The 13,010-nt window shown below is 45.1% G+C and carries 10 protein-coding genes; all 10 read left to right on the forward strand.

The window, feature by feature from the left end; translation table 11 throughout:
- The first annotated feature begins 13 nt into the window (after positions 1-13).
- Positions 14-925 carry an MBL fold metallo-hydrolase gene (locus AB4Z08_RS06265; protein ID WP_441572879.1) on the forward strand — a complete coding sequence of 304 codons (912 nt, stop codon included), beginning with the start codon at positions 14-16 and terminating at the stop codon, positions 923-925.
- Positions 926-1,160: 235 nt separating this feature from the next.
- A complete protein-coding gene (locus AB4Z08_RS06270) occupies positions 1,161-4,898 on the forward strand; it encodes a DEAD/DEAH box helicase (protein WP_441572880.1) in 3,738 nt (1,245 codons plus the stop codon).
- Positions 4,899-5,083: 185 nt separating this feature from the next.
- Positions 5,084-5,635 (forward strand): carboxymuconolactone decarboxylase family protein, encoded by a 552-nt coding sequence (locus AB4Z08_RS06275; RefSeq protein WP_441572881.1) that lies wholly within the window; start codon positions 5,084-5,086, stop codon positions 5,633-5,635.
- A 67-nt stretch (positions 5,636-5,702) separates the two neighbouring features.
- Entirely contained in the window at positions 5,703-6,587 is an 885-nt protein-coding gene (locus AB4Z08_RS06280; RefSeq protein WP_441572882.1) for a helix-turn-helix domain-containing protein, read from the forward strand.
- Between the two features lie 245 nt (positions 6,588-6,832).
- Positions 6,833-7,177: a DUF7674 family protein gene (locus AB4Z08_RS06285; protein ID WP_441572883.1), complete on the forward strand. Its 345-nt coding sequence runs from the start codon at positions 6,833-6,835 to the stop codon at positions 7,175-7,177.
- A 108-nt stretch (positions 7,178-7,285) separates the two neighbouring features.
- Positions 7,286-7,363, forward strand: a complete 78-nt coding sequence (locus AB4Z08_RS06290) for a potassium-transporting ATPase subunit F (RefSeq protein ID WP_441573950.1) — start codon at positions 7,286-7,288, stop codon at positions 7,361-7,363.
- 54 nt (positions 7,364-7,417) lie between these two features.
- Positions 7,418-9,130 (forward strand): potassium-transporting ATPase subunit KdpA, encoded by a 1,713-nt coding sequence (kdpA, locus tag AB4Z08_RS06295; protein ID WP_441572884.1) that lies wholly within the window; start codon positions 7,418-7,420, stop codon positions 9,128-9,130.
- Positions 9,131-9,150: 20 nt separating this feature from the next.
- Entirely contained in the window at positions 9,151-11,196 is a 2,046-nt protein-coding gene (kdpB, locus tag AB4Z08_RS06300) for a potassium-transporting ATPase subunit KdpB (protein ID WP_441572885.1), read from the forward strand.
- Positions 11,197-11,221: 25 nt separating this feature from the next.
- The gene (gene kdpC / locus AB4Z08_RS06305) at positions 11,222-11,785 is read left to right on the forward strand and encodes a potassium-transporting ATPase subunit KdpC (protein WP_441572886.1); all 564 of its coding nucleotides are present in this window, start codon (positions 11,222-11,224) and stop codon (positions 11,783-11,785) included.
- Positions 11,786-11,913: 128 nt separating this feature from the next.
- Complete coding sequence (locus tag AB4Z08_RS06310; protein WP_441572887.1) at positions 11,914-13,002, forward strand: porin; 1,089 nt, start codon at positions 11,914-11,916, stop codon at positions 13,000-13,002.
- The last annotated feature ends 8 nt before the right edge of the window (positions 13,003-13,010 follow it).

Consider the following 13,010-nt stretch of genomic DNA (forward strand, 5'->3'; position numbering starts at 1 on the left):
AAATTAATGGAATATGTCAGACGATACATCAAGAAGAAACTGGATCAGGCAAAGTACATTGGCAATGATGGGTTTGCCTGTTTTGTTTAAAAATCCCTATATTCTCAGGACCAACGATAAAGAAGATACTATGACACACTATCTCTGCAGCACCTGCGGGGTGCAATATGAAGCCAGTGCGAAGACACCGGAACATTGCCCTATCTGCGAAGACGACCGCCAATACGTAAATCCGGGCGGCCAAAGCTGGACCACCCTGGAGCAGGTGCAGAAAACGCATAAAAATATTATAGAGCTGGTAGCTCCCAATTTATACGCGATCTATTCTACTCCTGATTTTGCTATCGGGCAGCGGGCGCACTTGCTCATTACTCCCGGTGGTAACATCCTGTGGGATTGTATTGCTAACCTGGACGCCTCTACGATAAATATCATACAACAGCTGGGCGGTATCAAGGCGATTGCACTCTCCCACCCGCATTATTTTTCTACGATCGTGGAATGGAGCCATGCTTTTGGCAATATTCCGGTGTATGTACATCAGCTGGATGCGGAGTGGCTGCAACGCCGCGATGATGTTATTAAATTATGGTCAGGTAATGAACTAACCTTGTGGGATGGTATTAAACTGGTGCTTTGCGGTGGCCATTTTGCCGGTGGTAATGTGCTCTACGCTCCTGCCGGCAAGGGCATGTTGCTCGTGGGTGATGTCATCCAGGTATCCTCCGATAGAAAAACGGTATCCGTGATGTATAGTTATCCCAATAATATCCCGTTATCTGCCCGGGAAATTAATGTATTGCATGCGGCGGTGAAACCCTTAGTATACGATGCCATGTATGGCGCTTTTGGAAAATATATTAAAACAGGTGCATCTGCAGCGGTAGATTTTTCTTTGGAAAGATACCTGAAGCGCATCCGGTAGCCTTATTAAAGGGTTGATAAACAATCATCTATATTTGTAAAAAAAGATAAGGAAAAATTCCCGCTACTTCGCCATGACAACCGGGGTGTGGTTCATGTCTTCCTGATGAGTGGCCTGCGGGTTATTAGAAAATTTCTGCTTACTTTTGTGGATTGCCTTTTTATCAGCTGTTAAGTTTTTTTGATATATCTATTAACCCTTGTGCTGATAATAAAAGCGGGCAACAACGTATAGTATGTCGCTACCCCATTTGCTAAAATATGTTTACAACAACGGCACTGATGAAGTGATCCGCAGGGGGAAGCGTATTTTTTCGGCCGGGGGCGTTGAACTCATCGAGGCAGACCCGGTACTGAAATCAGCTACCTTCCGCGTAAAGAGCGACACACATGCCAATTACTACCGTGTTTCCATCAGCAAGTATGGAGAAACAACAGGTATGTCCATCCGGTGTCAATGCCCATACAACCTGGGCGACATCTGCCGGCACGAAGCAGCCGCGCTTTTCCAGCTACAGGAAATGCTGGATAAAAATCATTTCGAGAGCTTCGACACACAGTTTGATCAGCAGCACACGCTGATTAAAATGAAGTCTATCGATATCAAATCAATTAAACTCCTGACCTCCGGCGCTATCCTCGCCCAGGCAGAAGAAATTGCCAAAAAACATCCTGCCAAAATAAAACTGGCCAAAGATGAAAAGGTAGAAGCCCTCCTGAAGCTGGATGGAGAAGAATTTCCGCTGATCATTCAACGGAATGAGGAACGCTTTTATGATACCCACTGCACCTGCGATGAAACAGAACATGCGCTGTGTGTTCATAAAACAGCCCTCTTCCTCCAACTGCTGCAGAAAAATGGTCCGTTTTACTTCGATACCCTCCGTAACTGGGATAAAGAGAAAAACAAACTGTTATCCTTATACGGCTACTCTCTATCAGATGACCTGAACGGGAAATTCGCCTTCTCTTATATGGATGGCAAACCATTTCTCCGTGTACTCGATCCTACCATTAAACGGGTAGACGGTGCCGGAGCAGGCAGGCAGCCTGTAACGGCTCCCCCGCCACCGGAGGAAACCATTACCATTACACAACGACTGGCAGCGGTTTTCAATGCCAACGAAACGTTGTATCCTTATTTCAAAATAGACCTGGTCAGCGGCGAAATAAACGATGAGCAAACTGCTTTCGTATCACTCGCCAGCAAACTGGATCTTACCAAATACGTAGACTTTTACCAGTACAAGGAAAAAGACAGGGAACTCATAGCGCCTATACGAAAATTACAAGGCAGCGAAGTGAGCAAATTCCTGAGCAAAAACTCTCCGTTTGCCGGTATATGGGAAAATATTACGCACGAAAATGCGGAAGAACTACCCACCGAAACAAAAGAGCTGATGCTGGAATACCTGCATCCTAAACTGGCCAAGCTGTTCCCCCAGCTGGCTGAGCACGGACTGGTATTTGCCCTGCCCAACAGGCAGGCCTTCAAGACAAAAAATTTACAACAGCTGCAAATAGGTGCCGACCGCCTGAAACTGGTGATCAAAACCCATACAGGCGATACGCATGTAGAAGTAAACTGTTACGTAAATATTGAAGGTGAACTGGTAAATGTTGCAGACAACGAATGGGAAAGCCCTTTAATGTTCCTCTATAAACAGGTGATTTATTTGTTTGAAAGTCCACAGGATGCCCTGCACGTGGAACTCTTCAGACAAAGCGGTAAACTGCGCATCGCCAACAAGGAATGGCCGGCTTACCTGAAAGATTACCTGCTGCCTTTAAGCCGGCAGTACGATATCCAGTTCGACAAAGGATTGCTGGCCGAGGTAGATGATATCATGCCTGAATCCCGCGTATTCCTGAAAGAACTGGGTGAAACATTTATCATACAACCAGGTTTCGCTTACCGCGGCCAGGAAGTAGAATGGAATGATGAGAGCAAGATCACCGTGCAGGAAGGCAACAAAGTACTCATCATCCATCGTAATAAAGAGGCGGAAGAAGAATTTGTAGCCAAGCTCCGCACCTTGCATACGAATTTCGCTCAACACGATAACCACAACTATTTTTATCTGCGTGCGAAAGAGGCCCTGAAGAACAACTGGTTCTTCCTCTTCTTTGATGCCCTGAAAGAAATGAATGTGCGTGTGTTCGGATTTGATAACTTGCGCAACTTTAAATTCAGTTCGCATAAACCGGTTACCAATTTACAGATCAGCTCGGGCATCGACTGGTTTGACGCACAGATCGAAGTATTATATGGAGATCAGAAAGTAAGTATCAAGGATATTAAAAATGCACTGGCCAACAAACAGAACTATGTTCAGCTGGCAGATGGCTCCCTTGGGCTGCTGCCGGAAGAATGGCTGCGCAAATATTCCCTGCTCTTTAAAGTCGGGGAAGAAAAAGATAAAGGTCTTAAGCTCAGCAAATACAACTTCAGCGTAATCGATGAACTGTATGAGTTTATAGATGATGAAGCAGTAGTACTGGAGCTGGAACAAAAGCGCCGCAAACTGCTGCAGTTCGATGAGATCCGCAATATTGCGCTTCCTGAGAATTTAATGGCTACCCTGCGGCCTTACCAGGAGAGCGGCTTCCAATGGCTCAACTACCTCGATGACATCAAATGGGGCGGTATTCTCGCCGATGACATGGGGTTGGGTAAAACCATTCAGGCACTCACCTTCTTACAGTATTACAAAAACAAGAACGGTGGTAAAACAATGGCGTTGATAGTTTGTCCTACCACGCTGATTTACAACTGGGAAAATGAAATAAAGAAATTCACACCGGATATCAGACATCATATCCACCATGGCCCTGCACGACTGAAATCGTCAGAAGAACTGGTGAAATTTGATGCCATTATTACTACCTATGGCACCTTGCGCAGCGATATTCAGCTGCTCATGAAAGTGGAGTTTGACTATGTGATTCTTGATGAATCACAGGCCATCAAAAATCCGCAATCCAAGGTTACCAAAGCGGCGCAGCTGTTACAAACAAAAAACAGGCTGGCGCTTAGTGGTACGCCTATGCAGAATAATACCTTTGATATTTATGCGCAGATGAACTTCCTGAATCCGGGTATGCTCGGTAGTGTAGACTTTTTCCGCAACGAATTTGCTACGCCCATCGATAAATTCCAGGATGAAGAAAGAAAAGAACACCTGCGTAAACTGATCTATCCGTTTATTCTTCGCCGTACCAAAGAACAGGTGGCGAAAGACCTGCCGGAAAAAATAGAAACGGTGATCTTCTGCGAAATGGATGCGGAACAACGGCATATTTATGATGCTTACCGTAACACCTATCGCTCTAAAATCCTCGGTGTTATTGAAGATCAGGGTATGGAGCGTTCACAGCTCACCATCCTGCAAGGTTTGATGAAGCTGCGGCAGATTTGCGATTCTCCTGCTATCCTCAACGATACGGAGCAGTATCCGAATCACTCTGTGAAACTGCATGAACTGACCCGCGAAATATCTGAAAACATCGGCAACCACAAAGTGCTGATCTTCTCTCAATTCCTGGGAATGCTGGGGTTGATCCGCGACCGGATGCAGCACCTCAAAATTCCTTACGAATATTTCGATGGGAGTACTTCTACAGTAGATCGGGAAAAAGCCATTCAGAACTTCCAGAACAACGATGAGTGCCGCGTATTCCTGATTTCACTGAAAGCCGGTGGTGTGGGCTTGAACCTCACCGCAGCGGACTATGTATACATCGTAGACCCATGGTGGAATCCGGCGGTAGAGCAACAGGCGATTGACCGTACGCACCGTATCGGACAAACGAAAAATATCTTCGCTTACCGCATGATCTGTAAAGACACAGTGGAAGAAAAGATATTGCAGTTGCAGGAACGCAAGAAGTCACTGGTAAAAGAAATTATTTCTGACGACAGTGGTTTTGTGAAGAAGTTGACGAAGGAAGATGTATTGTACTTGTTCAGTTAATGAACGGTATATAAATAAGTGAAAAGGGGGTGCCTGAGGCGCCCCTTTTTTTATGTGTTCAGGTGTCCGGGAAAATTGTCCATGCGATTGCGTTAATTCTGCATGGTATAGCCGGTTGCTTTGTGTCAATTTTGTGCTATCAATAATAACAGTATAAAATCTTCACAAAGTAAAAACTTAAAAACATGGCACGATTAACTGCATTGAATCCTGACACCGCTTCCGGTAAAACCAAAGAACTGTTTAATGCCGTACAAGGTAAACTGGGCGTAGTTCCCAATATGATGCGTACAATGGGTAACTCCCCTGCCCTGCTGAACGGGTACCTCCAACTGAGCGGCGCACTCGGTGGCGGAAGTCTGGGTACAAAAACGGGTGAGCTGATTGCACTCGCAGTAGGAGAAAGTAACAGCTGCGACTACTGCCTGTCGGCCCATACCTTTATAGGTACCAACCTGGTAAAAATTGATGCCGGAGCTTTGGCTGCATCCAGAGAAGGTAAAGCGGCAGATGCTAAAACACAGGCTATCCTGCAGTTTGCTAAAACACTGGTGAGTAAAAATGGTCATGTGAGTAATGAAGATGTTGATGCTGTGAAAGCGGCAGGTTTAACAGAAGGTGAAATTGGAGAAGTGATAGGCCATGTAGGATTAAATATCCTGACCAATTATTTTAATAATACAGCTGAAACGGAAATTGATTTTCCACCAGTAACAGCACATGCTGCAATAGTTTAATTTTACGCATATAAATAAGCAGGTGAAAGTGCACGCACCTGTTTATTATCAAACTGTTATCACTATTATGGACACATCTGCTGCTTATACACTTACGGATCCGGCTACGGGAAACCTTGCCCTGAAACTATTCTCCTTTGAGAATAACAATCACTTTGACCATGTGCAGCGCAATAATTACTATTCTGTGATTTGGCTGCATCAGGGAAGCGGAACATTGAAATCAGATTTTTCATCTTATGACTTTGATGATAATAACCTGTTGGCATTTGCCCCTTATCAGCCGTTTATGTTCTGTACCAAGTCCCGTTTGACAGGGGTGGCATTGCAGTTTCATCCTGATTTTTTCTGTATTCATATGCATCATAAAGAGGTGTCCTGCAATGGCGTGTTGTTTAACAACATTTACCAGGCCCCCTATGTGAAAGTAGACAGCAGCGCAGCGGCCACTTTCAATATGATCATTGAGCAGATGAAGATGGAAATGAAGCATAAGGAGCTGGCGCAGTATGATGCGCTGATTTCCTATCTTAAGATATTCCTGGTAACGGCTTCGCGGTTAAAGATCCAGCAGCAGGAGGCATTGAATTTATTGTCGGACAGCCAGTACAAAGAACCCCTTATTTTACAACACCTCAAAGATGCCATTGAAGGTAATTATAAGGTGAAACACAGTGCCGGTGATTATGCGACACTGCTTAATATTTCCACCAAGGCCTTAGGGCGTATTACCAGGACGCACTTCAATAAAACCATTACCCACCTTATTGCAGAACGTATCATTGTAGAAGCCAAGCGGGAGCTGTACCTGACCAATAAGGCGGTAAAAGAAATCGCGTATGAACTGGGTTATGATGACGAGTTTTATTTCAGCCGCTTTTTTAAGGCGAACACGGATGTATCCCCACAGATGTTTCGTAATACTGTAGGCTTTGGCCGCGCTGACGGATGATGATTTTTGTAATATTGGAACATGCAGTGCCTTTTAGTTATCTCCTCTTTTTATAAGCAAACACTTTCATTTTTGCATACACCCTACCATTTCTGCATGGTTTTCCTACACCCTGTTCATTCCCTTCTTCCTAAACTATTTTTTAAAATATTGATAATCAATTAAATATATCAATAATAGTTACTTCCCACCATGCTGGCATTCTAATGGCATTGCCCTATTTGTATCAAAACAAATTGATCCAGATGCTACCAGACTCGAAAATCTCTCAGCTAATAGGTTTACAGATCCCGGGATTTACATTTCCCGCTGAGGAACAGGTACCTGCCAAAGGTTCCGTTAGTAAAGTGATTCACACTTTCGCCGATTATACCGGGCGTATGATACGTAGTGAACAATTGCACGAGGTGAAACGTTGCTTCACTGTAGCGGGGGTACTGTACCATAATGGAAGTAATGCATTGCGTAACGCTATCGAGAGCGCATTTATGTATACGTTATCTCCGCTGATCTGCGGAAAGCATAAGGAATTACTGCCTTTATCTCTGAAGAACGTAAGGATCCAGCATTTACAAACAATTGCTATATAAAACAACCTTTTATGATGATGACTATTCTCTTGGTATTGGCGGGGGTGGCCTGCTTTGCCTTATTCTTTAAATCGGTAGACTATTTCGAAAAGATCTAACTCAACTATTATGACTGCATTATTCGTTTTATCACTTTTCGTTTTCGGCTACATGATATATGTACTGTTGAAACCTGAAAAATTCTGATTGGAGTAGTATCTCCCACGCCTATACGCAAAGCTTTTTTAACTAACTATAGAAATGACAACAGAACTTTTAGGCGTAATTGCCACCTATGGCATCACGCTGTTGCTAGCCTGGCCACTGTCCAGGTACATCGTAAAAATATTCCGGGGTGAGCGGACCTGGTCCGATTTTATGTCGCCATTGGAACGCCTTTTCTTCAAAATTTCCGGGATTAATCCGAAGGAAGAAATGGACTGGAAGCAGCACATGAAAGCATTGCTGACGATCAATCTCGTTTGGTTTGTATATGCTTTCTTCGCGTTGTTTTTCCAGGATAAACTGCCGCTGAATCCGGATGGCAACCCGGGACAGTCGGCTGATCTGGCGTTTAATACCGCCATCAGCTTTGTGGTAAACTGTAACCTGCAACACTATTCCGGCGAAACAGGTGTTACCTATTTCACGCAATTATTTGTACTGGCCTTCCTGCAATTTGTAAGTGCTGCTACTGGTATTGCCGCCCTGATAGTAGTGTTTAAGGCGATGAAAGAAAAAACGACTACCAAGCTGGGTAACTTCTGGGATATTTTCCTGAAAACAATTACCCGTATCCTGTTACCTCTCAGCATTGTCATTGCACTCATCTTTATATTTAATGGAATGCCTGCCAGCTTCGCCGGCAAGGATACCATTGTAACCATGCAGGGTGATACCGTGAATGTATCCCGTGGTCCGGTGGCCGGATTTGTGGCCATCAAACACCTGGGAACAAATGGTGGTGGCTTCTTTGGAGCCAACTCCGCACACCCGCTGGAAAATCCGAACTACGTTACCTGGATGACAGAAATGGTGGCACAGGTAGTGATACCTATTGCGATGGTTTTTGCATTGGGCATGTTTATACAGAAAAGAAAATTCGCCAATGTCATATTCGGGATCATGACCATTGGGATGATATGTTTACTGATCCCATCCATGCAACAGGAAATGGCCGGGAACCCGGAAATTGCCAAAATGGGCATACACCAGGTCACGGGGGCCATGGAAGGAAAGGAAGTGCGGTTTGGCGCTGCCGCTACCGGGTACTGGAGTACGGTGACCACCATTATATCTACTGGTTCTGTATGTGGCTGGCACGATAGCACCATGCCTATGACCGGTTTGATGCAGTTGCTGGGTATGATGCTGAACTGTCTTTATGGTGGTTGTGGTGTAGGTATCCTGAACTATTACATCTACATTATCATCGCAGTATTTATATCAGGACTCATGGTAGGCCGTACACCGGAATTCATGGGGCATAAACTGGAAGCGAGGGAAGTAAAGATTGCAGCCATCATTACGCTGTTATCGCCCTTCCTGATCCTGGCTGGTACAGCATTATCTGCCTTTGTGTTATCGCATCATCCAAATGCGGACTGGGCGGTGAAGCCCTCGGCGTGGCTAAACAATCCCAGTTTCCATGGCTTCTCTGAAATGCTGTATGAGTATACTTCTGCCAATGCCAATAATGGTTCTGGTTTTGAAGGTTTGGGAGATGGTAACGTATTCTGGAACGTTTCTACCGGATTTGTACTGATCCTCGGCAGGTTCCTGCCTATTATAGGACCGGTGGCGATTGCAGGTTTGATGGCCTCCAAGAAATATGTGCCTGAATCTGCCGGTACACTGAAAACAGATTCACTCACTTTCGGTGCCATGACATTTGCTGTGATTGTTATTCTCACTGCCTTGTCTTATTTCCCGGCGCTGGCATTGGGTCCTATCGCAGAGTATTTTTCCCTGTAATTTTTTAATGACTGACTACCATGAAGCATGATAATAAATTGTTTCCGAAAGACCTGGTGATGGAGAGCCTGAAGCAGTCCTTCGTGAAGCTGAATCCAAGATTGATGATTAAAAACCCGGTGATGTTCACCGTGGAAATAGGTACCGTTGTAATGCTGATAGTAGCGCTGTATGCGCTGTTTACCGGTGCCAAAGATCAGGGCAGTGCGGCCTATAACGTAGCGATATTTGTAGTGCTTTTCCTCACCGTATTATTTGCCAACTTCGCAGAAGCCATTGCAGAAGCACGTGGTAAAGCGCAGGCAGAAAGCTTGCGTAAAACAAGAGAAGAAACACCCGCTAAAAAAGTAGAGCTGATCGGTGAAATATTCACCAACGAAATAAAAATCGTTTCTTCTGCTACCCTTCGTAAAGGCGACATCTTCGTATGTGAAGCCGGCGATATTATCCCCGCAGATGGTGAGATCGTACAAGGTCTTGCCAGCATTGACGAATCAGCCATCACCGGTGAAAGTGCACCGGTGATCCGGGAAGCCGGTGGCGATAAGTCCAGCGTAGTAGGTGGTACCAAAGTATTATCCGACCATATTAAAGTAAGGGTGAGCACCGAACCTGGTGAATCTTTCCTGGACAAAATGATTGCCCTCGTAGAAGGCGCCAGCAGGCAGAAAACGCCGAATGAAATTGCGCTCACTATCCTGTTGGCTAGTTTCACGCTGGTGTTTATCATTGTATGCGTAACACTGAAACCTTTTGCCGACTACGCACAAACACCTATCACGATTGCGGCCTTCATCTCCTTGTTTGTATGTTTAATTCCAACTACTATCGGCGGTTTGTTATCTGCCATCGGTATTGCAGGGATGGATCGTGCACTGCGTGCCAACGTGATCACCAAATCCGGTAAAGCGGTAGAAACCGCCGGTGATATCGATGTGCTGTTACTGGATAAAACCGGTACCATTACCATCGGTAACCGTAAGGCTACTAACTTCTACGCTACCAACGGTATTTCCAGCGAAGAATTTATTCGCCTCTGTGCACTCAGCTCCTTATCTGATGAAACACCGGAGGGTAAGTCCATCGTGGAACTGGCCGGTAAGGACGTAGTAAATAAATTATCTGTCAGCGGCGCCAGCCTGGTGAAATTCACCGCTGAAACCCGCAGCAGTGGTATTGACCTGCCTGATGGTAACCGTATCCGTAAAGGAGCGTATGATGCCATTAAACGACTGGCAGAAAAAGAAGGATTTAGCTTTCCTGCAGAAACCCTGGCGAAAGTAGAAGCCATCTCTAATGATGGTGGTACCCCACTGGTAGTATCGCTTAATAGCAAAGTACAAGGCGTTATTGAATTACAGGATATCATCAAACCAGGTATCAGCGAACGTTTCGACCGTTTGCGCAGAATGGGTGTGAAAACGGTAATGGTGACCGGTGATAACCCACTCACGGCTAAGTATATTGCTACCAAGGCTGGTGTGGATGATTTCATCGCGGAAGCCAAGCCGGAAGATAAAATGAGTTATATCCGGAAGGAGCAAAATGAAGGTCGCCTTGTAGCCATGATGGGTGATGGTACCAACGATGCTCCTGCCCTGGCGCAGGCTGATGTAGGCGTAGCAATGAACAGTGGTACCCAGGCAGCAAAGGAAGCCGGTAATATGGTGGACCTGGATAACGATCCTACCAAGCTGATTGAAATAGTGGAAATCGGTAAACAGTTGCTGATGACACGTGGTACACTCACCACTTTCTCTATTGCCAATGACGTGGCTAAATACTTCGCTATTGTGCCTGCCTTGTTTGTGACGTCTATACCTGCATTACAGGGTATTAACATCATGAAACTGCATAGCCCTGAAACAGCTATTTTAAGTGCGGTTATTTTCAATGCCATCATTATCCCGATGCTGATTCCGCTGGCATTACGCGGTGTGGCCTACAAGCCAATCGGCGCCAGTGCCCTGCTCCGCAGGAACCTGCTGATATATGGCGTAGGTGGTATCATTGCGCCTTTCATAGGTATCAAATTGATTGATATGCTGATTGCGCTTTTCATGTAATTCTAAATGATTAAAATTTAAAGAGATGAAAAAATATCTTTGGCCTTCTGTAAAACTCACTTTATTACTGGTGGTATTGCTGGGCGGAATATATCCTTTATTCCTGGCTGGTGTAGCTAAAATGGCTCCTGGTAACGGGGATGGTGTAAAGGTGGTGCGTAATGGCAAAGTAGTGGGTTATGAAAATATTGCACAGAAATTTTCTGATGATAAATATTTCCAGCCCCGTCCTTCTACCGTAGATTATAATGCCGCCGGTTCCGGTGGATCCAATAAATCAGCTGCCAACCCTGACTACCTGAAAACGGTGCAGGAAAGAATCGACACCTTTATGGTGCATAATCCGGATGTGAAAAAATCCGATATCCCTGCAGAGCTGGTGACTGCTTCTGCGAGCGGTCTTGACCCACACCTTACGCCTGAAGCGGTGTATGTACAAATCCCAAGAGTGGCTAAACACAGAGGTATTGCTGCTGACCGCCTGAAACAACTGGTGGATGCCAACACCAAAGCACCTGTGCTGGGCGTACTGGGACTGTCTACTGTTAATGTGTTAAAATTGAATATCGCGCTTGATGAGTTGAAGTAAATTAAGCGCTGTCCTGTTATTCCTTTCGCCTGTGAATATCCTATGATGAACTATCTTGCCTGGCAATTCGTCGCAGCGGATTGCCAGTGATTACAACACGAACAACCTATATTAAAAGTCAACTTGAAATGAAAAAAATTCTATTACTGGCCGGCGCATTGGCTGCTGCCATTACTATGTTCGCCCAGGAAGCACCAAAGGCAGAGAAAGAAAAAGACAAGGGTAAAATCACCTTTTCCGGATATGCAGAAGCCTATTACAGCTATGATCTTAATCAGCCGGCAGATCATACCAAGCCCGGGTTCCTGTATAACTACAATCGCCATAATGAACTGAATCTGAACCTGGCCATGGTGAAGGCCAATTATACTTCGGATCGTGTACGTGCCAACGTAGGTCTGATGGCGGGTACCTACCCGCAATACAACCTGGCAGCAGAACCCACTTTGATGCAGTATGTATATGAAGCCAATGTAGGTATCCGTGTAGGCAAAAACGTTTGGATTGATGCGGGTGTAATGCCGGCACATATCGGTTTTGAAAGTGCTATCGGAAAGGATTGCCCTACCCTCACCCGCAGTATACTTGCAGAGAACTCTCCGTATTATGAAACCGGTGCAAAGGTAACCTGGACGCCCAATGACAAATGGTCTTTTGCTGCTATGTACCTCAACGGATGGCAACGGATCAAAAAAGTAGATGGTAACCAAACGCCTAACTTTGGTACTCAGATCACCTTTAAACCATCGGATAAAATATTGCTCAACTGGAGCACCTATATCGGTAATGATCTCCCGGATAGTGCACGCCAGATGCGCTACTTTAATGATGTTTATGGTACCTTTAGTATTACGGAAAAATTCAGTCTCATTGCAGGAATTGACTTTGGATTACAACAGAAAGCCAAAGGCTCTTCCGATCTGAACAGCTGGTACAGTCCTATCGTAATAGGCAGGTATGCATTTACAGATAAATTCGCCATGGCAGCACGTGTAGAACATTATAACGATCAGCATGGGGTAGTGATAAACAGCGGCACACCAGATGGATTTCAGACTACCGGCTACTCCCTTAACGTTGACTTTACCCCGGTAAATAATGTAATGTTCAGATTGGAAGGAAGAACGTTTGATGGGAAAGACAAAACATTTATGAAGGGAACCGAAATGAAAAATACCAGTACATCGATCACTGCATCGCTGGCAGTATGGTTCTAAGCATATAA

The sequence above is a fragment of the Chitinophaga sp. RAB17 genome (genome assembly GCF_052114225.1).
In the GTDB taxonomy this organism is placed as follows: Bacteria; Bacteroidota; Bacteroidia; order Chitinophagales; family Chitinophagaceae; genus Chitinophaga.

Coding starts and splice junctions, on each gene's coding strand:
- AB4Z08_RS06310 (WP_441572887.1), top strand. CDS start 11,914: ATGAAAAAAATTCTATTACTGGCCGGCGCATTGGCTGCTGCCATTACT.
- AB4Z08_RS06280 (WP_441572882.1), top strand. CDS start 5,703: ATGGACACATCTGCTGCTTATACACTTACGGATCCGGCTACGGGAAAC.
- AB4Z08_RS06275 (WP_441572881.1), top strand. CDS start 5,084: ATGGCACGATTAACTGCATTGAATCCTGACACCGCTTCCGGTAAAACC.
- kdpA (WP_441572884.1), top strand. CDS start 7,418: ATGACAACAGAACTTTTAGGCGTAATTGCCACCTATGGCATCACGCTG.
- kdpC (WP_441572886.1), top strand. CDS start 11,222: ATGAAAAAATATCTTTGGCCTTCTGTAAAACTCACTTTATTACTGGTG.
- AB4Z08_RS06270 (WP_441572880.1), top strand. CDS start 1,161: ATGTCGCTACCCCATTTGCTAAAATATGTTTACAACAACGGCACTGAT.
- kdpB (WP_441572885.1), top strand. CDS start 9,151: ATGAAGCATGATAATAAATTGTTTCCGAAAGACCTGGTGATGGAGAGC.
- AB4Z08_RS06290 (WP_441573950.1), top strand. CDS start 7,286: ATGACTGCATTATTCGTTTTATCACTTTTCGTTTTCGGCTACATGATA.
- AB4Z08_RS06265 (WP_441572879.1), top strand. CDS start 14: ATGTCAGACGATACATCAAGAAGAAACTGGATCAGGCAAAGTACATTG.
- AB4Z08_RS06285 (WP_441572883.1), top strand. CDS start 6,833: ATGCTACCAGACTCGAAAATCTCTCAGCTAATAGGTTTACAGATCCCG.